General features: G+C 71.0%; 16 protein-coding genes. 10 read left to right on the forward strand and 6 right to left on the reverse strand.

The genetic code is table 11. The features are described 5' to 3' along the window. Positions 1-2 precede the first annotated feature (2 nt). Genes IEY89_RS12285 through IEY89_RS12295 form a run of 3 tightly spaced genes read left to right on the forward strand, consistent with a single transcriptional unit; the run spans position 3 to position 4,564 of the window. Positions 3-2,234, forward strand: a complete 2,232-nt coding sequence (locus IEY89_RS12285; RefSeq protein WP_229695175.1) for an ArnT family glycosyltransferase — start codon at positions 3-5, stop codon at positions 2,232-2,234. Between the two features lie 51 nt (positions 2,235-2,285). After that, on the forward strand, positions 2,286-3,029 hold the full coding sequence (locus IEY89_RS12290; protein ID WP_189147385.1) for a response regulator transcription factor: 744 nt from the start codon (positions 2,286-2,288) through the stop codon (positions 3,027-3,029). Then, complete coding sequence (locus IEY89_RS12295; RefSeq protein ID WP_189147386.1) at positions 3,026-4,564, forward strand: sensor histidine kinase; 1,539 nt, start codon at positions 3,026-3,028, stop codon at positions 4,562-4,564. The genes IEY89_RS12290 and IEY89_RS12295 overlap by 4 nt, the downstream gene beginning before the upstream one ends. 269 nt (positions 4,565-4,833) lie before the next feature. Here IEY89_RS12295 and IEY89_RS12300 read toward each other — a convergent pair whose 3' ends face one another. The 3 genes from IEY89_RS12300 to IEY89_RS12310 all read right to left on the reverse strand — a co-directional run bounded on the left by IEY89_RS12300 (position 4,834) and on the right by IEY89_RS12310 (position 8,906). Then, complete coding sequence (locus IEY89_RS12300; RefSeq protein ID WP_189147387.1) at positions 4,834-5,544, reverse strand: TetR/AcrR family transcriptional regulator; 711 nt, start codon at positions 5,542-5,544, stop codon at positions 4,834-4,836. 214 nt (positions 5,545-5,758) lie between these two features. After that, positions 5,759-7,318 (reverse strand): carotenoid oxygenase family protein, encoded by a 1,560-nt coding sequence (locus IEY89_RS12305; RefSeq protein ID WP_229695176.1) that lies wholly within the window; start codon positions 7,316-7,318, stop codon positions 5,759-5,761. Positions 7,319-7,442: 124 nt separating this feature from the next. Further along, entirely contained in the window at positions 7,443-8,906 is a 1,464-nt protein-coding gene (locus tag IEY89_RS12310; RefSeq protein ID WP_189147388.1) for an aldehyde dehydrogenase family protein, read from the reverse strand. A 133-nt stretch (positions 8,907-9,039) separates the two neighbouring features. On the opposite strand from IEY89_RS12310, the gene IEY89_RS12315 reads away from it, so the two are divergent. The 6 genes from IEY89_RS12315 (at position 9,040) to IEY89_RS12340 (ending at position 14,869) form a co-directional block, all read left to right on the forward strand. Beyond that, positions 9,040-9,534 (forward strand): VOC family protein, encoded by a 495-nt coding sequence (locus IEY89_RS12315; RefSeq protein WP_189147389.1) that lies wholly within the window; start codon positions 9,040-9,042, stop codon positions 9,532-9,534. 53 nt (positions 9,535-9,587) lie between these two features. Continuing rightward, complete coding sequence (locus IEY89_RS12320; protein WP_189147390.1) at positions 9,588-11,339, forward strand: bifunctional 3-(3-hydroxy-phenyl)propionate/3-hydroxycinnamic acid hydroxylase; 1,752 nt, start codon at positions 9,588-9,590, stop codon at positions 11,337-11,339. Next, the gene (locus tag IEY89_RS12325) at positions 11,336-12,178 is read left to right on the forward strand and encodes a fumarylacetoacetate hydrolase family protein (protein ID WP_189147391.1); all 843 of its coding nucleotides are present in this window, start codon (positions 11,336-11,338) and stop codon (positions 12,176-12,178) included. Before IEY89_RS12320 ends, IEY89_RS12325 begins: the two co-directional genes overlap by 4 nt. A 158-nt stretch (positions 12,179-12,336) precedes the next feature. Then, positions 12,337-13,674 (forward strand): acyl-CoA dehydrogenase family protein, encoded by a 1,338-nt coding sequence (locus IEY89_RS12330; RefSeq protein ID WP_229695177.1) that lies wholly within the window; start codon positions 12,337-12,339, stop codon positions 13,672-13,674. Beyond that, complete coding sequence (locus IEY89_RS12335; RefSeq protein WP_189147392.1) at positions 13,671-14,186, forward strand: nuclear transport factor 2 family protein; 516 nt, start codon at positions 13,671-13,673, stop codon at positions 14,184-14,186. Before IEY89_RS12330 ends, IEY89_RS12335 begins: the two co-directional genes overlap by 4 nt. 17 nt (positions 14,187-14,203) lie before the next feature. Next, complete coding sequence (locus tag IEY89_RS12340) at positions 14,204-14,869, forward strand: NADPH-dependent FMN reductase (protein WP_229695178.1); 666 nt, start codon at positions 14,204-14,206, stop codon at positions 14,867-14,869. Positions 14,870-15,167: 298 nt separating this feature from the next. Here IEY89_RS12340 and IEY89_RS12345 read toward each other — a convergent pair whose 3' ends face one another. Then, the gene (locus IEY89_RS12345) at positions 15,168-16,520 is read right to left on the reverse strand and encodes an MFS transporter (protein ID WP_189147393.1); all 1,353 of its coding nucleotides are present in this window, start codon (positions 16,518-16,520) and stop codon (positions 15,168-15,170) included. A gap of 312 nt (positions 16,521-16,832) precedes the next feature. Between IEY89_RS12345 and IEY89_RS12350 the strand changes: the two genes are divergently transcribed. Beyond that, on the forward strand, positions 16,833-18,059 hold the full coding sequence (locus IEY89_RS12350; RefSeq protein WP_189147394.1) for a winged helix DNA-binding domain-containing protein: 1,227 nt from the start codon (positions 16,833-16,835) through the stop codon (positions 18,057-18,059). A 126-nt stretch (positions 18,060-18,185) separates the two neighbouring features. Here the strand turns inward: IEY89_RS12350 and IEY89_RS12355 are convergent, their stop codons facing one another. Continuing rightward, the gene (locus IEY89_RS12355; protein WP_189147395.1) at positions 18,186-18,977 is read right to left on the reverse strand and encodes a S1 family peptidase; all 792 of its coding nucleotides are present in this window, start codon (positions 18,975-18,977) and stop codon (positions 18,186-18,188) included. A gap of 268 nt (positions 18,978-19,245) precedes the next feature. After that, on the reverse strand, positions 19,246-22,068 hold the full coding sequence (locus tag IEY89_RS12360) for a helix-turn-helix transcriptional regulator (RefSeq protein ID WP_189147396.1): 2,823 nt from the start codon (positions 22,066-22,068) through the stop codon (positions 19,246-19,248). Positions 22,069-22,355: the final 287 nt, after the last annotated feature.

Consider the following 22,355-nt stretch of genomic DNA (forward strand, 5'->3'; position numbering starts at 1 on the left):
TGATGAGAGCGAATCAAGACATGAGCAACTACGCGCACATCAAGCCCGCACCGGCGGCTTCTCCACAGGCGGAGACGTCCACGTCCGTCCGCTCGCTGCCCGCCTGGGCGGCACCCGCGGCACTCGGAGCCGTCATGGTGCTCGCGGCGGTTCTGTACGGATGGGCGCTGGGTTCCCTGGGATGGGGCAACAGCTACTACTCGGCGGCAGTGAAGTCGATGGGAAAGAGCTGGACCAACTTCCTTTTCGGCGCCTTCGACCCGCTCGGCGTGGTCACGGTCGACAAGCCGCCGGCCGCACTGTGGCCGCAGGTGATCAGCACCAAGATCTTCGGGATGCACGGGTGGGCCCTGATCCTGCCGCAGGTGCTCGAAGGAGTGGCCGCGGTGCTGGTGCTGCACCGCACCGTGCGCCGCTGGGCGGGGGAGGGCGCGGCGCTGGTGGCCGCCCTGGTCCTCACCCTCACGCCCATCACCGTGGCCATCAACCGGGACAACAACCCCGACACGCTGCTGGTCCTGCTGCTGGTGTCCGCCGCGTACGCGCTCACCCGCGCGCTGCAGGCGGAGGGCAGGTCCGCGACCTGGTGGCTGTGCGCGAGCGGCTTCCTGATCGGGTGCGGATTCCTCACCAAGATGCTCGCCGCCTGGATGGTCATCCCCGCGTTCGCTCTCGCCTGGCTCGTGGGAGCAAGCGGCCCCTGGATTCCGCGAGTGCGGCGTCTGCTGGGCGCGGGAGCCGTCCTGGCGGCGTCTTCTCTGTGGTGGGTCGCCATGGTCGCGCTGTGGCCGGGCGACCGCCCCTACATCGGAGGCAGCACGGACGGCTCGGCCTGGGACCTCGTGATCGGCTACAACGGCCTCGGGCGGGTCTTCGGCTCCAGTGACGGAGCACCCCAGGGAATGGGCGGCGGCGGAGGCGGAGGCGGCGGGTTCGCCGGCGGGTTCGGCGGTGACTCCGGCCTGACCCGGATGTTCGACACGCAGGTGGGCGGTCAGATCAGCTGGCTGCTGCCCCTTTGCGCGCTGGCTCTGGCCGTCGCGGTCGTCGTGGCGGTACTGCACCGACGCGGGAAGCTGCCCGCCTCCGTCCTGCTGCCTGCCTCCGGCTGGCTGCTGTGGGGAACCTGGCTGGTGGTCTGCGCGGCCGTGTACTCGACCCAGAAGGGCATCTTCCACCCCTACTACACCACCCAGCTCGCCCCGGCCATCGCCGCCTTGTGCGGCGGGCTGACGGCCGGCCTGGTCCGTGTGCACCGTGCGGGCTTCCGCTGGGCGCCACTGGCCGGCGCGGCCGGGGTCGTGGTGAGCGTGGCCTGGGCCGTGGTACTGGTCCGCCGTACACCCGACTGGAACGGCTGGCTGGTGTGGCCGGTGCTGCTCGTCGGCTGCGCGGCCGTACTCCTCCTGGTGCTGGCACGACGGAACGCCCGGTTGCTGGCGGCCGCCGTGGGCGCGGCGGTGGCGTCGGTCCTGGTGGCTCCCGGGGCCTGGGCGGTGAGCGTGCCCGGCTCCACCAGCATGGGCGGCTCCAACCCGACGGCCGGTCCGACGACGATGGGCTTCGGCGGAGGCGGCGGCATGCCCCAGCAGGGTGGGAACGGCGGAGGCCTTCCGTCGGGCATGCCGTCCGGGATGCCGTCGAACATGCCGGGCCTCCCCGGCGCCGGCGGCTCCTCGAACGGATCCGGTGCTCCCTCGTCCGGCGGGATGCCGTCCGGGATGCCGTCCGGCATGCCGGCGGGGGGAGCGGGCGGCATGCCCGGTGCCGGCTCGGGAGGCGCCCCCGGCGGGCGAGGCGGTCCCGGTGGCGCTGGGGAGCTCACCGCTGACCAGCGCAAGATCCTCCAGTACGCCGTCAAGCAGGCACCCGACGCACGCATCAAGCTCGCCGTCGAGGGCGGCGCCCTGTCCGCCAGCTCCTTCATCCTGGGCACTGACGAGAACGTCATCGGCATGGGCGGCTTCACGAACAGCGACAACGCGCCGTCGGTGGCCCAGCTGAAGGAGTGGACCAAGAACGGCGAACTGCGGTACATCCTGGGTTCCGATACCAACGGCGGCGGGCCGGGCGGCATGTCCGGCGGATACGCCAAGCAGCGCGCCGACTGGATCGCCGACAACTGCACGGAGGTGCCGGCGTCGTCCTACGGCGGCACGTCCTCCGAGTCGGACAGCGGCGGTGTGATGGGATTCGGGGGAGCCAGCGTGCTCTACGACTGCGCCGCCAAGTAACCCCGGGCCGGAGCAGGCACCACCGGACGGCAGAACGGACCAGCAGACGTCATGACCGACAGGCCCCCAGCAGCGAGGCCGGGACATCGGCTCCTCGTGGTCGAGGACGAGCCCAGCATCCGTACGCTGCTGGAGGCGACGCTCCGCCTGACCGGATACGAGGTGAGCAGCACCGACACCGGACAGTCGGCCCTCCTGGAGGTCGAACGCCTGGAACCGCACCTGGTGCTGCTCGACGTGATGCTGCCCGACCTGGACGGCTTCGAGGTGACCCGCAGGCTGCGGGCGGCGGGGAACGACTGTCCGATCCTGTTCCTCACCGCCCGCACCGGCACCCACGACCGCGTCAACGGCCTGCGCGCGGGCGGAGACGACTACGTCTCCAAACCGTTCAACATCGAGGAGGTCCTGCTGCGCATCGAGGCCATCCTGCGCCGAACGGCTCCGGCCATCACGGCGCGGGTGATGCCGAGCGTCCTGAGCTACGCCGACCTGGAACTCGACGAGGGCGCCCACGAGGTGCACCGCGCGGGCGAGTACATCGCGCTGTCGCCCACCGAGTTCAAACTCCTGGCCTACCTCCTGGCGAACGCCGGACAGGTGGTGAGCAAGATCCAGATCCTCGACCACGTCTGGAGCTACGACTTCGCGGGCGACGTCCGGATCATCGAGACGTACGTCCGCTACCTGCGCAAGAAGATCGACCGCTTCGATCCACCGCTCATCCAGACCGTGCGCGGGGTCGGCTACAGCCTCCGGCTCTCCCGCGACCACGGAGGGACACCGGAGCAGTGACCCGCTTCCTGCCACGGCCGTCCGGATCACTGAGACGACGCCTCGTCCTCGGCGTCACCGTCCTCGCCACCGCGGCCGTCCTGGCCTCCCAGGCCCTCGGCTACGTGGTGATCCGCTCCTGGCTGCTCGACCGTGTCGACGAGCAGCTCGTCGAGTTCCACCCGCCGGAGCCGGCGTTCTACGACGCTCTCGCCGGGACACTGCCGGCGCCTGGGGAACAACCGGACATACTGCCCTCCGACTTCCACGTCTACTTCTACGACGCCACCGGGCGCCTCCTGAACGGCTCGCTGGGCTCCGAAACGAAGCCAGGGCCCCGGTTGACCGATGACGTGCGGGACCTCGGTCTGCGGGACGGGCATCCGGAGACCGTGCCCGCCGCCAGTGGTGACGGGCGCTGGCGAGTGATGCTCAACCCCGGCCCCGAGGGCATGAACGCGGTGGTCACCCTGCCGCTCGACACCGTCGACGGCGCCGCCTCGAAGATCCTGTGGCTGAACGCGGTCCTGCTCGCCGTCACGATCGTCGCCCTGGTCGCCCTGGGCCGGTGGGTGGTCGGGCTGGGCCTGTTGCCCCTGACCAGAATGGAACGCACCGCCCAGGACATCACCGAGGGCCGGCTCAACCTGCGGTTGCCCGACACGGATCCGCGTACCGAGATCGGCCGCCTCGGCCGGGTTCTGAACTCCATGCTCGACCGCCTCCAGAAGGCGCTGCTGGCCCGTGAGGCGTCCGAGGCCCGGCTGCGTCGGTTCGTCGCCGACGCGGGGCACGAACTGCGCACCCCGCTCACCGTCATCCAGGGCTACGCCCAGCTCGCGCTGCGCCCCGAGCGACGCCCGGCGCGGGAACTGCGGGAGGCCAACCGGTTCATCGCGCAGAACGCGGAACGCATGAGTCTGCTCGTCGACGACCTCCAGCTGCTCGCCACCCTGGACAAGGAACCCTCGTACCGGAGGGAACGGGTCGACCTGCTGTCCCTGGCGGCGGACGCCGTCACCGCGACCGTCGCCCACGGTGCGTCCCACCCCGTCGACCTCGGCCCGCTGCACACCCCGGCCGATCCCACCGGAGCCGAGGAGCTCGACATCGCGGAGACCGTCGGCGACCCGCACCGGTTGCGCCAGATCCTCGAGAACCTGCTCTCCAACGCCCGTATCCACACCCCGCCCGGCACCCGCGTCCACGTCCGCGTCGGCGCGACCGAGGCGGGTTGCGGAACCGGCGGCACGGACCGGCCCGGACGCACCACCGCCTCACCACCCCTGCCGGAAGGCCTGCCGATCGGCGTGATCGAGGTCGCGGACGATGGGCCGGGCCTCGAACCCGTCGACGCCGAACTCGTCTTCGAGCGCTTCTACCGCGCCGACCCCGCCCGCTCCCGCCTCCACGGCGGCAGCGGCCTCGGCCTCGCCATCGCCGCGACCATCGCCGAGGGCCACGGCGGACGCCTCGAACTCGACACGGCCCCCGGCCGCGGCTGCACCTTCCGTCTGGTCCTGCCCGCCGCCGACGCCGGTCAGGAACCTCGCTGATCCCGCGCGTACCGCCGACCCGTCAGCAGGAGGGCGTCGACGTCGAACGGATCCTCCTCCGGAGCCGAAGCCCGTCGCTCGCGGCGCTGTCCCGGCGGACTGCCCGCCCACCCCAGCAGGAAGGCCGCGGGTCCGGCCGGCGACGGGGCACGCCCGGAGTGTCCCGAAACGCCGCAGCCCCCACGTCGGACGTGAAGCGCGGTCGGCGTGGGGGCGAGGAGCGTTCGGCGCCTGATCGGGTGGGTCAGTAGCCTGCGTGGTGGGCCGTGTCAGTCCGTGCGGGGCGGCTCGAACACGGCAAAGGCGTCGCCGGCATTGCGCAGTGGTGCCTCGGGCAGGGCGACGGGGTCCGGGGAGCGCAGGGCGCGCAGGAAGAGCGTCGTCGTCCAGCGGGCGTGTGCGGCGAGCCGGGCGGAGTCGTGGCGGGGCTCCGGGCTCAGCAGGGCGTCCATCTGCAGTCCGGCCGCCGCCATGCGGACGAAAAGCGCGGCGTACGTGTGGGGGTCCGGCAAGACGTAGCCGTGCCGCTGACCGTCCTCCACCAGGGTGGCTGCCACGACGTCGACGACGTGCGGCACGCCCATCGTGCGCATCGCCTCGGTCAGCTCGGGGCGGCGGGCGGCCTCCGTGGTCAGCACCCGGACGAGAGCGAGGTACTGCGGGGCGGTCGTCGCCTCCAGGAGCTTGGTGACGATGTGCGTCAGCCTCTCCTGCGGGTCGTCGACCGATGAGAGCATCGCCTGGTCCAGGTCGAAGTCCAGGGATGAGCTGCCGCGCTCGATCACGGCGCGGAACAGTTCCACCTTGTCGCCGAAGTGGGCGTACACGGTGGTCTTTGAGACGCCGGCCTCGGCCGCGACGACGTCCATCGACGTCTGGTCGAAGCCCCGGTCGAGGAACAGGGCGACCGCCGCGTCGAGCACGGCCGCTCTCTTGCCCCGGCCCCCGGCCCCCGTACGGGGGCGCCCCTTGACCACCATCTCGCTCCTCCCCGGGCCGCCGACCCGGCAGTTGCCCATGTCTCTTGGCTTGTTGACCTCCTGGCGACCCTACCGCCGCGGCCGGGTGATCCGGGACGCGGCGGCAGGCCTCGCGCCACCGCTGCGGCAGCAGGGTGACGCGGGTGCGAAGGCGGTGGGGCCGACAGCGGATGCCACCGTCAGCCCCACCGCCTTCGCGAGGTGTGCCGCCGTGTCAGTCGGACTTCTCGCCCCGTGCCGCGACCGCCTGGTCGAGGGTCACGTGGTCGGCCCAGTTGCCGTGGAAGCCGAACGGGACGCGGCTGGGGAGCTTGACCCGGGCGAGCGGGGTGCGGACCAGGTCGGCCGCGTCGTGCACGAGGAGTTCGGACAGGCCCGTGAGGCGGTTCCACCACAGGGACAGCAGATACCCGTCGTCTTCAGAGGAGGCGTTCTCCCGGGCGACGAAGACCGGTTCACCGGGGTTGGTCAGCCCGGCGGGACCCTCCACGACCGTGGTGGTGCCTTGCCGGAAGTCGTGCTTGGCCAGCCCGTCGCTCATCGTGTCCGCGGCGAGCGAGCGGGTGGTGACGAAGTAGCCGTAGCGGTGTTCCAGCCCGGTGTAGGCGTCGTTGATCCGCGGGAACTCGCCGGCGAGGCCGCTGAGCATCTCCTCGGAGGCCTTTCCGGTGGCCAGATCCACGCGCCAGCGGTGGGGCAGCGAGGGCGGGAACCAGGAGTGGGAGGTGACCGGAGTGTCGAGCTGGTCGGCGGGAGTGCCCAGCCGGGTGATGCGGTGCCCGTCGACGACGACCTGCCCGTCGCGTTCGTAGGCGTTGTAGAAGTGCGTGTTGGCCCAGTGACCGCCGACCTCGTGCCAGGTGACCGTGTGGGTACTGCGGTTCATGAGGACGATCTGCACACCGTGGGGGAGCGACGCCTCGTCCCAGACGACACCCGGCTTGCCCCGCATGATGTGGTCCAGCCGGAACTGGGCCGGGGTGACGAAGAAGATCGCGTGGTTCTCGGTGACCGCGAAGTCGTGCATGAGGACGGGCACTTTGATGCCGAAGCTGTGGCTGTCGACGACCTGCCCGGACTTCACGTCCGCCCGGTACCAGGTGATGACCGGTCCGGTCGCGGCGAAGAACAGCATGTCGCCGCTGGCCGGGTCCGTCTTGTAGTGGGCGGTGCAGAGTACGTCGATGCCGCCGTGGAAGTCGTAACTGCCGTACGTCTCCAGGGTTTCCGGGTGCATGGCGTACGGCAGGCCGCCCTCGTAGTAGACCAGCAGATGGTCGTCGAAGATGCCGACGTTGGTATTGGCGACGTTCTTCGCGGGCGGAGCGCCCTTCGGGAGCGGCGCCGTACTGCCGCCGTTGGCGAAACCGCTGTAGACGGCCCGGCCCTGCTCCACCTCGAACTTCATGGAGTCGGTCATCACCCAGCGGGTGCGGTAGGCGGCCCGGCCGTCGCGCAGATAGATGCCGCACACCATGCCGTCCCCCTCCCACCAGTGATAGCGCTCCGGATCGCGCGGCTGGAAGCGGGGGTTGGAGGAGATCCGGAACAGGGCTCCGGCGAGGTCTTCGGGGATCCGGCCCTCGACGTCCAGGTCGTAGGCCGCGTCCTCCTCCGTCCAGGGCGTGAAGGGTCCGTCGAGGAACTTGTTGCCGGAAGCCCAGCCGGCCGCGTCCTCGGACCGGCGCGGGGTCGGCGGTGTGGCCGCGGCGCGTGGGGCGATCGTCATCGGGTCGGGTGGAACAAGGCCGGGCCGGCGGGCGGCTGCGCTCATCGATATGTCCAATGCGGGTGGGCGATGGTGGAAGGTGCGTTCGGGATACCGGTCGGCGAACCCGGTTCACCAGGGGGAGGCCGGGACCCCGCTGGGACGACGGGATCCCGGCCGGTCGAGGGGATCAGAACGGGTAGCCGGGGATCTCGCCCCGGACGGTGACCCACTGCTGCTCGGTGAAGGCCTCCAGGTTGGCCGCGGCACCACCGTGCCGGGAGCCGTTGCCCGACTCGCCCATGCCTCCGAACGGCACGGTGGCCTCGTCGTTGACCGTCTGGTCGTTGATGTGCACCAGCCCGGTGGGGATGCGGTCGGCCAGTGCCAGACCCCTCGCCGGGTCGCCGGTCAGGATGCCGAGGGAGAGACCGTACTCGGTGTCGGTGGCGAGCCGGACGGCCTCGTCCAGATCCTGGAAGGCGACCACGGGCGCGACGGGACCGAAGATCTCCTCGGTGTAGGCACGGGCGGTCAACGGGACGTCGGCCAGGACGGTGGGCCGGTAGATCAGGCCTTCGTACGTACCGCCGGCGGCCAGTCGTGCTCCGGCGGCCAGGCTGTCGGTGACCACGGAGTGCGCGGCCTGCAGCTGCCGCTCGTCGATCATGGGACCGACGGCGACCGCGTCCGTCGAGGGATCTCCCGCGGGCGCCGCTTCGGCGCGCTCGGCGAGCCGCGCGGTGTACTCCTCCGCGATGGAGGCGTGCACCAGGTGGCGGCTGGAGGCCATGCAGACCTGACCGGCGTGGTGGAACGAACCGAACGCACCCGCCGACACCGCCTTCTCCAGATCGGCGTCCTCGAGAACGATCAGGGCCGAGTTGCCGCCCAGCTCCAGGTGCACCCGCTTCAGTCGCTGGGCCGCGGCCGTGGCGATCGCCTTGCCGGCCCGTGTCGACCCGGTGAACGCGATGACCGGGACCCGGGGGTCGTCCACCAGCGCCGCTCCGACATCGGCGCCGCCGGGCAGTACGTGCAACAGCCCCTCGGGAAGCCCCGCCTCCTCGAAGACCCGCGCGATCGTGACACCCCCGCAGACCGCTGTGCGGGGATCGGGCTTGAGGACGACCGCGTTGCCCAGCGCCAGCGCCGGCGCCACCGCCCGCATGGCCAGCACCATCGGCGCGTTGAACGGGGAGATCACGCCCACGACGCCGACGGGCCGTCGCCGCGAGAACGACAGCCGGTCCTCCACAGAGCGAAGTACCTCGCCGAAGGGGGCCGCCGCGAGGGCCGCGGACTCGTAGCACTCCTCCGCGGCGCCGTTCGAGGTCTGGAAATCCGCGAACGGGCGCAAAGCTCCCGACTCCCGCACGATCCAGTCCGCGATCTCGGCCTGGTGTTTCTCGAACAGGGCTCCGGCACGCCGCAGCACCTGCGCCCGCTCGATGTACGGCACGGCCGCCCACGCGCGCTGGGCCTGTGCGGCCTGTGCCACGGCTCGGTCCAGGTCGGCGGGTGTGGCGGCTCCGACGCGGCCCAGGGCCTTGCCGGTGGCCGGCTCGACGGAGTCGTAGGGCTCACCGGAGCCGTCGACCCATCCGCCGGAATAGATCCGTCCCTGCCAGTCACGCTCGTCGAGAAAAGCCATGATGCTCCATCCATTGATCTGCACTGTACCGTACAGTTTACTTAAGCCATCGCGGCTTCGCTAGAGGTGAGTGACCGCGAATGCGACTTGGCGTCTCGACAAACAGTTCAGTTGTCCTGAAAAGGGAGACAAGATGGGTATCACCGGTCTGGGACATACCGGCTTCTGGGTCCAGGACCTGACGACGATGCGCGACTTCTACGAGCGCGTCATGGGTCTGACCGTCACCGACGAGGACGAGGAACTGGGGATCGTCTTCTACTCCGCCCGCCCCGAGGACGAGCACCACGAGTTCGTGCTGCAACGCGGCCGGACGGCACCGCCCGGGGCCAAGCTCACCCACCAGGTGTCGTGGCGGGTCGACTCCCTGGAGACGATCATCGACTTCCACCGGCGCTTCCGGGCCGAAGGCATCGAGGTCCAGCAGGAAGTGACCCACGGCAACGCGATCGGGATCTACTTCTTCGACCCCGAGGGCAACCGCAACGAGGTCTACCTGCGGATCGAACGCGATGTGCGTCAGCCGTTCCGCAAGACGATCGACCTCGACCAGGACCCCCAGCAGATCCTCGCCCAGGCGGAACGACTGCTGGCCGACGACGGCCCGGCCTACCAGCCGGTGCAGTAGTCCCGCGACACTCCCGCGACCTCACGTTCAGCCCCCTGCCGAAAGGCCCTTCCATGGCTGCACCACCCCCGGCGTCCTCCGGTGCGGAGCCGCTCGTGCTCGTCGTCGGCGCGGGACCGGTCGGACTCACCGCCGCCAACCTCCTGGGCGCTCTCGGTGTGCGCGTCCTGGTCGTCGAGCGTCACACGACCACGAGCGACGAAGCCAAGGCGATCAGCCTGGACGACGAGTCGCTGCGCACCCTGCAACTGGCCGGCCTGGACGAAGCCGTCTACCCGATCATCGTGCCGGGGACGGGGACCAGGTACTACGGAGTCGGCGGGCGACCGCTCGTCCACGCCCGTGGCACCGGAGATCGGCGCTACGGCCACCCGTTCAAGAATCCGTTCGCCCAGCCCGATCTCGAACGCGTCCTGCGCTCCGCTCTCGACCGCTTCCCGCACGTCGACGTGCGCTTCGGGACCCGTCTCGTGGAACTGAGCCAGTATCCCGACCGGGTGTGGGCCACCGTGGCATCCGGCGACGGCGACACCGGTGAGGTGACGCGGCAGATCGAGGCCGCCTACGTCCTGGGGTGCGACGGAGGCCGCAGTACCGTGCGTGGGCAACTGGCCGTCCCCATGCGCGGAAGCAGCTGTCCGGACGACGTCTGGCTCGTCGTCGACACACTCGGGGATCCGCACGACGAGCGCTACGGCATGCACGTCGGCGACCCCGACCGGCCCCTCGTCATCGTGCCCGGGCGGGAGGGACGGTGCCGATACGAGTTCCGGTTGCGCCCGGGCGAGTGCGCCCCCGGCGGCGCCGTGCCCTTCGGCCTGGTGCGGGACCTGCTGCGCCCGCACCGGGACATCACCCCGGAACAGGTGGAGCGCTCGGTCGCGTACACCTTCCACGCCCTGCTGGCCGAGCGGCTGCGCGAGGGCCGCTGCTTCCTGCTCGGCGACGCCGCGCACATGATGCCGCCCTTCGCCGGACAGGGCCTCAACTCGGGTGTCCGGGACGCGGCCAACCTGTGCTGGAAGGTGGCCGAAGTGCTCGCCGGACGGGCCGCCGACCCGCTTCTCGACACCTATGACACGGAACGCCGTCCACACGCCCAGGCGGTGATCGAACTGTCGGTGCGGCTCGGCCGAATCGTCATGACGACCGATCACAGACGGGCCCGGGTGCGGGACTTCTGTGTGCGTGCGGCCCTGCGGAGCCGGCGCGGGCGGCGGTACCTGACCGAGATGCGGTACCGGCCCGACACCCGGGTACGGGACGGAGCGGTGGTACCGGCCACCGGCCCTGGAGAGGCGCTGGTCGGCACCCTGCTCCGCCAGCCCTCGGTGCTGCACGGCCCCGGATGCACGGTCACCCGTCTCGACGATCTCCTCGGCCCTGGCTGGAGCCTGCTGGGCATCGGCCTGTCCGACGAGGACTGGAAGACCGTGGCGGCAGCCCCGCTGCCCGACGCGCGACGGGTGGACGTGGTGCTCGGCGACCGCGCACCCCGTGCGCGCGAGGGACGAGCCGCGGTGGCCGACGCGGACGGCGAACTCGACGCCTACCTGGCGTCATTGCCGGGCCGTCTGCTGCTGGTCCGCCCCGACCGGCTGATAGCGGCCGTCTTCACCCCCGGCCGGGCCGACCACGTCTCTCGTGCCTTCGGCCGGTTCCTTTCCCCGGCCCGACCCCTTACGGGGACACCGGGCGCGGCCCGCGAGGAACGTCCCCGGTCCGGCACATCACCCACTCCCGCGGGTGCGGCCCCGACAGGCGGCCCCACCCCGGAACCCGACTCGCAAGGAGCCCGCAAGTGAAACTGAGCACGATCCGCACGGCCGACAACGCCACCTCCGCGGTCCGGCACGAAGGCGACGAACTGGTGCTGCTGCCTCACGTGGACGTCGCGGCACTGCTGGCGTCGGGGGAGGACTGGGCCCGGCGGGCCGCCCGGGCCGACGGCCGGCGCATCGTGGCCGCCGAGGCGTCCTACGCCCCCGTGGTCCCCCACCCCAACAAGATCGTCTGCCTCGGTCTGAACTACGCCACGCACATCAAGGAGATGGGCCGCCCGACCCCGACCCATCCCACCTTGTTCGCCAAGTACGACGGAGCCCTCGTCGGCGCCCACGACGACATCCACATGCCGGCGGTCAGTGACGATCTCGACTGGGAGGCCGAACTGTGCGCGGTGATCGGACGCGCGACCCGGCACGTCGGCGAGAGCGAGGCCCTGGCCGCCGTCGCCGGATACACGGTCCTCAACGACGTCACCGTCCGGGACTGGCAGCACCGCACCCGTGAGTTCCTCTCCGGCAAGACCTTCGAGGCGACGACGCCGGTGGGACCCGCCCTGGTGACCTCGGACGAGCTTCCGCCCGGAGCGGCGGGACTGGACATCGGGTGCAGTGTCGACGGGCATGCCATGCAGACGTCGAACACCGCCGACCTGCTCTTCGATGTCGCGCACATCGTGTCCTACGTCAGCACCATCATCACGTTGCGGCCCGGTGACCTGATCGCCACCGGCACCCCGGGCGGTGTCGGAGCCGGGCGCGACCCGAAGGTCTTCCTGCGTCCCGGCCAGCGACTGGTCACCCGCATCGAGGGGATCGGCGAGACAAGCAACCGCGTGGTCCGGGACGCTCCCGTGTGAGCCCGCCTCCCCGCGTGTCCTGAATGTCAGGAAAACGGTTCACGATCTTGGAGTTCTTCCGGTAGGGGGCGCGCTCGGAGCCGGCCGGCCTTGACAGGCGTACTGAACTGAACGGTACAGTTCACTTAATTAACTTTCGCGCTCAGCAAGGAGAGTCCATGTCTCAGTCCACTGCCCACAGGGAGCCGCAGATGCCTCCGCCGGGTCCTCTCGCGGAGGTCAGGGCCGTCGAATCACCGTGGCTCACCGACGCCGGACGCGAACTGCGCGACCGCATCCGCGACCTCAAGCCGCTGATCCGGTCGGAGGCGCGCGAGGGGGAGCGCATCGGGGCGTTGACCCCCGACGTGCTGAAAGCGCTCGACGGGGCCGGCATCTACCGCATGACGATGCCGGTCGAATGGGGTGGCACCGCCCTCGGCGCGCGGGACCTGGTCGAGGTCATCGCGGCCCTGGGTGAGGGGGACGGCTCGGCGGCCTGGAGCGCCTTCGTCGGAGTCGGACTGCGCAACTTCCTCGCGCTCCAGCCGAAGCTGGTCGAGGAGATCCGCGCGGACGTCGAGGGCTGGGTGGGCCCGGCCCTCGTGGGTGCCTCCGTGTTCGCGACCACGGTCGGGGACGCCCGCAAGGTCGACGGCGGCTGGATGGTCAACGGCCGGTGGGCCTTCGGCAGCGGCTGCAAGCACGCCCGCTGGGCGATGGTCGGGATCGCCTTCGACCCCGCGGAAGCCGGCGGCACCGGCCGCGGTGTGGTGGTGCTGGAGCGCGAGCAGTTCGAGATCCTCGACGACTGGCACGTCATGGGGCTCTCCGGCACGTCCAGCAACAGCCTGCGGGTCGTCGAGGAGGTCTTCGTCCCGGACTACCGCTTCCTCGACCTCGGTGAGTTCCCGCCCAGGCTCGACCGGATCCGGAACCACTACAGCGGTGTCGCCTTCCGGCAGAGCGGCAGGGCGCTGCTGATGACCGTGGCGCTCAGCAGCACCGCGATCACGCTGGGCATGGCGCGTGGTGCGATGGCGTGTTTCGCGGAACAGGCGGCCAAGCGCGCGCCGTTCACCCTGCCCTATCCGACCGTCGCCGACATGGCGTCGGCGCAGGTGGCGGCCGGGCGCGCCCAGGCGATGATCGTTCTCGCCGGCTCCACGATCGAACGCTACGCGGACCAGGTGGACGCACGCACCGACGCCGGTCTCGAGTTCGGTGACGACGAGGAATCGGAGATCAGCCTCGCGCTCGCGTACGCGGCGAACCTCTGCGAGGACGCCATCAACCTGCTCCAGAAGACGCTCGGTTCGTCGACCGTCTCGCTGTCCAACCCGATCCAGCGATTCGTCCGTGACGCGCGCGTGGTCACCTCGCACGGGGCGATCCGTGTCGACCCCCTCGCCGAACAGAACGGCCGACGCCTCCTCGGACTCAAGCCCTTCCCCATGATCGGTGCCGCCGTGCCGCAACGCGGCCTGGCCGCCCCCGAGAAGGAGCCCGTGCGATGAACGATTTCAGCATCGTGGGCGGTGTGGCCGAGATCCACACCCCCGATCTCTACCGGACATGGATGGACCGGCCCGACTACATCGACGCGGTCGCGGCGTCACCCGACCCTGGCACGGAGGCGGTCAAACGACTCGTCATCGAGTTCGAGGCCGAACTGGCCCGGCTGGTCCGCGACCGCACCGTCGACAAGCATGTCCGCGAGGTCATGGAGAAGTACACCGTCGACGACTACGTCCAGCACGACCCGAACGCTCCCGGAAACGGCCGTGAACTGCTGATCGAGTTCTTCCGTCACGTGCCGCTGGACCGGGGGACGCCCCCGCCCGTGGTCAGCGTCACCGTCGAGGGGGAGCTCGCCTGCGTGATGATGCGGGAACCCGCCCCCGACCCGGTGATCCCGGGCGCCACCTACGACTGGAACATCCTCACCCTCTTCCGCGTCAGGAACGGCCGGTTGACGGAGCACTGGAGCGCGTACCCGAAGCGGGTACCCGGAGAGGGGCCGATGTGAGCGGGGCGGAAGACATCATGAAACTGCAGATCATCGTGGGCAGCACCCGGCCGGGCCGACTGGCGCGGCCGGTCGCCGACTGGGCGGCGGAGGCGGCCGAGAAGCACGGTGGCTTCGAGGTGGAACTGGTCGATCTCGTCGACTACGGCCTCCCCCTGCTCGACGAACCCGGTCCTCCCCGGATGGGCCGCTACGAGCACGAGCACACGCGACGCTGGAGCGCGAAGATCAAGGAGGCGGACGCCTTCGTCTTCGTGACCCCGGAATACAACTACGGCCCCTCGGTCAGCCTGCTGAACGCCGTGGACTACCTCCACAACGAGTGGCTGTACGCGCCGGTCGGCTTCGTCAGTTACGGCGGAATCGCCGGCGGCCTGCGCTCCGTGCAGGTGATGAAGCAGGTCGTCACGACCGTACGCATGATGCCGATCCCCGAAGGGGTCGCGATCCCCTTCGTCATGCAGCACGTCAAGGCCGGGGTGTTCGATCCGCCCCCGCCGGTCACCGGATCCGTCGCACCCATGCTCACGGAACTGGCCCGCTGGGCGAACGTGCTCCGCCCGCTGCGGACGGCCCCGCCCCCGCCGCCCCCGCCGCTGCCCGGCCCGGCGACGGCCCCGCCCGGATCGGCGCCGGCTCCCGGCCCCCCGGGGGCCGACACCGGGCCGTCCAGGACATCCTGACGGAGCGAGTACGGCGTACCAGGTCAAGAAGAGTGGCACGCCGGACGCTCGTACGACCGTCACCGAGGCGTACCAGCCGGTCCGGTGACTCCTGACCGCTTCCCCCTGTTGCCCGCGCCGGGACACGGCGCGGGCAACAGGCATGCACGCGTGGAGCTCGGCCGAACCGATAACGGGCGGGTGTGGGGACGGCACCCCGACAGCCAGGGTGACGAACGGCCGTATGCCGCACAGTGCACGAGCCTGTGCGGCATACGGCCGGAGGGGAGTGCGGGCCGGTCCTGGTGCCCGGTCCGCGTCAGACCGATTCCGCCTGTGCCTCGTTCGCCGTCGCGGGTGCGCGCTTCTCGGTGACCGGGTAGCGCGGGAGCAGGAAGACGAGCGCCAGAGTGAGCACGCTGATCACACTCAGGACGATCAGCGGGCCGCTGTAACCGCCAGTGCCCTCGGCCGCCCCTTGAAAGAGGACCGGGGACAGGCCGACGCCGAAGAGAGCGACGACGCCCAGTGTCATGCCCTGGAGCTGCGCGAAGGCGCGCATGCCGAAGTAACGGGCCACCAGGTACGGCGCGACCGACGACTCCGCACCCATCACCACACCGAGCAGACACATGGCCAGCAGGAGCGCCAGGGTGCCACCGGTGGCGGCGAAGATCGCGACCGTGCCGACCACGAGACACGCGACGAACGGTGCGAGGGCGCGCGCGCTCCTCGACCGGTCGATGGCCATACCGGCGAGGAACTGCCCGACGATCGAGGACACGAGCAGCACCGACAGCGACAGGGACACGGTCGTTGCCGAGTAGCCGCGGTCACCGAACAGGGAGACGGCGTTCAGTCGCACGCTCATGACCACCGCCGCGATCAGGACCATGACCACCGCCATGAGCAGCCAGCCCCGGGAGCGCAGCGCGGCGCCGAGCGGCACACCGGGAAGCTCTTCCTGGCCGCGTACGGCCTTGTCCGCCACACCGTTGGTGTGGACCCGCTCCGGCTCGGAGAGCAGGAAGTACTGGGCGGGGAAGACGATGACGAGGATGCACAGGGCGATCAGGAGGTAGGTCGGTCGCCAGCCGAGGCTGTCGATGGACAGCCGGGCCAGCGGGGACATGATCGCTCCGCCGAGGCTGGTGGCGGCGCCGATGAGCAGCGCGTAGCCCGATCCCCGGTGGTGGGGGAACCACTCCGCGACGACCTTGTAGAACACGCCCATGATGGCGATGTAGCCGAAGGCGGTGGCGGCGAACATCGGCAGCAGCAGGAGCACGACGTTGCCGCCGGCGAGTGCGGTCGCCGCGGTGAAGAGGGCGTACAGCGCCGCGCCCGGTACCGCGACGGCGCGGGCGCCCCAGCGGTCGACCCAGCGGCCGGTCAGCGGCAGGACGAACGGTGCCGCGATGGTCGGGATGTTGAAGATGGTGAGCGTCTGCGACTCCGACCAGCCGAAGTCCCGGGCGACGGGCTCGACGAAGAACGTGATGGTCGGGTTGAGGGCGGCCGGGCTCAGGGCCATGGCCAGCACGCAGGCGATCGCGGCCTTCCACGCGAGTGAGGGATAGCCCCGCAGAGAGGTCACGTACTCACGCAGGGAGCCCGCGGTGTGTGGCGGCTTGTCGGGTGCCGTGACGTCGGCATGAGGGTTCGGGGACATCGTCGTCCTTCCGCAGGCGAGATGTGGCGCACGCCCGCCGTTCGGCCCGGGACCGATGCGGTGCACACCGAGCGCCACTTGTCAGGTATGAACTGTACGGTCCAGTCCATGTGCTGGGTCAAGGGTCCTGCGGGTTCGACTTCGCCGGCTCCGGCGAAGACGTGCGGCTCGGCAGGTGCGACCGGGTGGATCAGGGCGCAGGATGTACGGGGCGTAGTGACCCCCGTTCCGGGCCCGGGCACGTTCCCGATCGGGGTACGGCAGGCCAATTGCGGACCGGAACTGTCCGCAAGGGGAGCTAGCGTGCGGGGCATGGAGAACACGGCGAAGCAGAACACGGCGACGACGGCCTCGGTGAAGGCGGTTTCGGCAGCCGCCCCGACGGCGGGGCCGGGGTCAAGGTCGGCCTCGACGGCGGCGCCCGCCGCCGCGGCCCCCGTCCTCGGAGCCCGCGCCCTCAACAGGGCCACTCTTGCCCGGCAACTGCTCCTGGCCCGGTCGCCGATGTCCGCCAAGGAGGCCCTCGCGCACCTCCTCGGTCTCCAGGCGCAGAACGTGAAGCCCCCGTACTACGCGCTCGCCGCCCGTCTCGACGGCTTCGAGCCCGAAGAGCTGTCCCGGCTCATGGCCGACCGGGAGGCCGTCCGCATCGTCACCATGCGTTCGACCATCCACACCCACACCGCCGACGACTGTCTCACCCTGCGCCCGCTCGTCCAGCCCGCCCGGGACCGCGAACTCACCTACTTCCGCAAGGGACTTGTGGGAGTCGACCTCGACCGGCTCACCGACCTCGCGCGTGATCTCGTCGAGGCCGAACCGCGCACGATGAAGCAGCTGCGCGAGGCGCTCCTCGTCGAGTGGCCGGACGCCGATCCGCAGTCCCTGTCCGTCGCCGCCCGCTGCCGGCTCCCGCTCGTCCAGGTCACCCCGCGCGGCCTGTGGGGCCGTAGCGGCCAGGTCGCCCTCACCACCGCCGAACACTGGCTCGGCCGACCGGCCCAGGAGACTCCGGAGCACGAGACGTCCGTCATGGACGCGACCGTGCTGCGCTACCTCGCCGCCTTCGGGCCCGCCTCCGTGAAGGACATGCAGACCTGGGCCGGTCTGACCCGGCTGCGCGACGCCTTCGAACGCCTCCGGCCGCGGCTGCTCACCTTCCGGGACGAGCGCGGCACCGAACTCTTCGACCTCCCCGACGCTCCCCGCCCCGACCCGGACACCCCGGCCCCGCCGCGTTTCCTGCCCGAGTTCGACAACCTGCTCCTCTCGCACGCCGACCGCACCCGCGTCGTCCCCGCCGACCTCAAGGGCCGTAGCTGGACGGGCAATCAGGCGCACTGCGTCCTGCTCGTCGACGGTTTCCTCGCGGGCCTGTGGCGCCTCGCGGACCGTACGCTCACCGTCGAGCCCTTCGGTGAACTCACAAAGGGCCAGCGGGCGGCGGTGGTTGAGGAGGGTGAGCGGATGCTCGCGGCGCTGCACGGGGGAACGGCGTACGACGTCCGGTTCGGCACCGGCGTGGCGGAACGTGGATAGGGGGCGCTGCGGACCGCTCGTGGCCGGTCCGCAACGCCCCCTGGCATTCACCTGAGGGACACTCAGGAGACTGTGGTGGCCGGGCCCTTGCCGCCGCAGGGGCCCGTGGTGACTACCTCCCGGTGGTTACGACGCGACCTGCGTCGCCACCAGGCTCGAGAAGGTGGTCAGCCGGGTGTAGACCCCGGGGTAGCCGGCCGCCGCGCAGCCCTCGCCCCAGGAGGTGATGCCTGCCAGGACGCCGCCGATCATCAGCGGGCCGCCGCTGTCGCCCTGGCAGGTGTCAACGCCGCCGGAGGTGTATCCGGCGCAGACCATGTCGCTCGCGATGTAGCTGGAGCCGTACGAGCTGGTGCAGCTGGCGTTGGAGACGGTCGGAACCGTCGCCGTGCGCAGCTGGTTGGAGGAGCTGCCGTTCGAGGAGGTGGTGCCCCAGCCGATGATCCGGGCGGTGGCGCCGGCCGCGTACACGCCGGTCTGGGACGAGGTGACGTACGACGCCGTCGTGTACGGCATCGCGGTCGCGAGGGTCAGCACGGCCACGTCCTCGCCGTTGGTGGCGTCGGTGTAGCTCGGGTGGATCCAGATCTTGGTGACCCGGCTGACGGTGCCGTTGGTGCCGTTGCGGTAGGTACGGCCGCCGACGACTCTGACACTGCTCGTCGTCTCGTCGACCATGCAGTGGGCGGCGGTCACGACCTTGGTGGCCGAGACGAGGGTGCCACCGCAGAACTGGTTCTGCGAGGCGTCCGTGATCTGCATGACGTACGGGTACGCCGCAGCGGTGGTCGTGGTACCGCCCACGATGGGCTGGGGCGCGGCGACGGCGCCGGGGGCGGCGATCAGCGCGGTCGATGCGGCGGCAGCGGTGGCCACCAGGACAGCGGCGGCCTTCTTGGCACGGGCGAGCCCGAACATGGGTTCTCCTCTTGGGGGGATTGCCGGTGGGGGGACGCGCGGGTGTGGGGGGGGGGTTCAAGCACGGGGCGGTGGTGCTGCTCCGTGTGCCCGGCGAGCGGCACAACCACAAGGTAGGAGTCGGATAAGGTCCCTCCCAATGAGGGAACCCCCTAGGGGAGTTGGGGGAGGGAAAACCCTCGGTCGTACGGGGCCGACAGCACGGTACGGTGAGAGCGCGAGGATGGATTCCGCGCAGGTGCACGGCCGTACGGCGGGTATGCGGGCGTTACTTGGGGTGGCGTCCCGCCGCCAGCCTGACGATGTCCACCCGCGACCGGATCCCCAGTTTCCGGTACACCCGGGTGAGCGTCGCCTCGACCGTTTTGACGCTGATGAACAGGCGTCCGGCGATCTCGCGGTTGGTCGCGCCCTCCATGACCAGCGCCGCGACCTGACGTTCCATCGCGGCGAGCCCGTCGAGCGCGGCGCCCGCCTGCGGCTGCTCCACGAGCGGCTGCGGCGCGGGAGTGGGCACGGTGGCCGCGTCCACCCTGCGTAGCCAGGGCAGCGCGCGGGAACGTCTGAACAGGCGTGCCGCCTCGTCGTACGACGTCGGGGCGGGTGTGGGTCCCGGCGGTCCGGTGCGCAGCTCGGCCAGGGCGAGGGCGGCCCGCGCCTCCTCAAGTCCGTAGCCCAGCTTGGCGAGTCGGTCCTGCGCGGACGTCAACTGGGCGAGAGCCGCCTCGTGTTCACCGCGCGCGGCACGCACCAGCGCCTCCGCCCGGTCGAGCACCGCGAGCACGCTCTCGCGCCCCAGCCGCAGCGCGTGGGCCCGCGACACGTCGATGACCTCCTGCGCCTCGTCCAGCTCGCCGACGCGGACCAGCGCCTCCGCGAGGTCGCCCTGCCAGCGTCCGCGCGCCGGGTCGTCGACGCCGAGATCGTGCTCCAACTCCCTTGCCCGGCGCAGCGACTGCACCGCGCCCGGCGCGTCCCCGGCCACCAACCGGGCGTATCCCAGGGCTGCCTGGCCACGGGACAGGTAGAGCATGTCGCCGTTCTCCTCGGCGTGCTCGACCGCCTCCCGGGCCAGCGCCAGGGCCCGCTCCACGTCGCCGCCGGACGCCTCCGCCAGCGCGGCGAGCATCGCGGAGGCGACCTCACCGATACCGGTGTCCCGGGCCAGCCGCAGGCTCTCCCGGGCCACGTCGAGCGCCCGGCCGCAGTGCCCGCAGCGCAGTTCGGTCTCGGCGAGGCCGCGCAGGAAGTGCACCTCGCTCTCGACCGACCCGCGTCGGCGCACCTCGCGCAGCAGGGTGGTGATGGTGGCCCGCGCCTCCGGCAACTGGTCGCTCATGATCAGCCAGCGGAACCGGGCCGAGCCGATGCCGTTGTGATGGACGGTCACCTGCGGGTCCTGGGGCTCCTTCAGAGCGCGCTTGATGGTCGCGGGCGCGTCCGGGTGGCCCATCAGGGTCTCGGTCTGGGCCTGGAAGGAGAGCGACATCAGCTCCGTGTGCCGGTCGCCGCCCCGCGCGGCGAGTTCCGCCGCGCGGGCTGCCTCCTCACGGCACTCCGCGAAGTCGCCCTCCACGAGCAGCGCCCGCCAGGCCAGTTGGTAGTGGATCAGGGCCAGCAGCCGTGGGTCGTCGCCCGCGTCGGCCAGGGCCTGCGGGAAGACGGCGTCGACCTCCGTCATGGCGTGGCCCGCCGTGTCGATCACGATGATCCAGGCCCGCACCCGCTCCTCGGGCACCCCGCTCCGGGCGAGCACCTGGCGGGCGATGTCCCGCGCGAGATCCAGCTCACCGGCGGTGATCGCGTCCTCGGCGGCCCGCAACCGGTGCTCGTCGGGGTTCGGCACACCGTCGGCCGGGGTGTACCGGGCGGCGAGCAGCCCGAGCGAGGAGGCCACCGAGGGTGCCCCGCGGTCCCGGGCCAGCGCGGCGGCCTCGGCGAGCCGAGCGGCCACCTCCGGATCCGTGCCGTCGGTGGACAGGGCGAGGTGCCGGGCCCGCTCGATGGGGTCGGAGGCGGCGGTGGACAGCGCGGCGTGCGCGGCCCGGCGTTCCTGGGCGCTCGCCTCCGCGTACAGCGCGGCCGAGACGAGGGGGTGCGCGAACCGTACGGCAGGACCCTCGGGCTCGGTCGCCAGCAGCCCGAGAGCCGCGGCCTGGGCGGTCTCGGCCTCGGCGTTCTCCCGGCCGGCCTCGTGCAGCAGGGCCAGCGTGGGGCGGGCGCCGGCGCTCACCACGAGGAGGGTGCGGCGGGCCTCGTCCGACAGCATCTCCAGGCGGCTGAGGACCAGCGCGCGCAGCGAGGTCGGCACCGGGAGCGGCTCGCCCGGGCGCGGGGGAGTGGGATTCTCGGCCAGGGCCCGGCCGAGCTCCAGGGCGTACAGCGGGTTGCCGGCGCTGGTGCGGTGGATCTCCCGAACGGTCGAACGCGGCAGGTCGTAGCCCCGGTGCTCAAGGAGCGTCTCCACCTGGGAGCGGGTCAGCGGGTTCACCCGGACCGCCAGGGTGTCGGGTGTGGACGCGCGTAGATAGCGGTCGTACTCCTGTCCGTCCGTCCGCCCCGCGAACAGCATCCGCACGGGGTCGTCGCCCAGGCGCCGGGCGGCGAAACCCAGGAGCTCGGTGCTCGCGGTGTCCAGCCACTGGAGGTCGTCGGCGACGACGAGGACGGGGCCCTTGGCGGCCAGCGCGCGCAGCGCCGACAGCACGGCAAGGCGCAGTGCGAGTCCGTCGCGCTGGAGCGAGGACTCGCCACGGCCGGTGAGCGCCGACTCCAGGGCGACACGCTGGGCGACGGGCAACTGGCCGGACACCTCGTCCAGGGCGAGACCGAGAAGATCGGCGAGCGCGAGGAAGGGGAGATGGGATTCGGACTCGGTGGCGGAGCAGCGCAACACGGTCCGTGCCGATTCGCCGTATTCCGCGGCCAATGTCCGCAGGACGGTCGACTTTCCTATTCCGGCCGGTCCGTGCAGCAGTACGCTGCCGCCGCGCGAAAGCTGCTCGCGTGCCGAGATGAGTGCTTCGTCCCGGCCTATGAGCAGGTCAGAGCGGCATCGGCCAGACTCCTGGAAGTCCCGTCGCACGGTCACCGCTCCCCTCCTGTGTCGTGTGGGCCCCAATATTAGGCAACAGATCTTTGAATTTCGGACAGACGGCGAGGTGAGCCGAATAACAGGATGGTTGAGGTATCGGAAAATTCAAGTCACATGTGAATGAATACACCGTATACGTGTGCGGAGCGTGACGAAGGAATCCCTCGGAGGCGACGGATCCGTGACTGATCGCCCGCGCCCAGGCCGCTGCCGACGTCACCGTGAGCGGGGCGCGGCGACCAGGTGGAGGGGCCGCTCGGGTCGCTGATGCGCATGTGCCGGCG

It is taken from the genome of Streptomyces lacrimifluminis, assembly GCF_014646095.1.
Lineage (GTDB): Bacteria > Actinomycetota > Actinomycetes > Streptomycetales > Streptomycetaceae > Streptomyces > Streptomyces lacrimifluminis.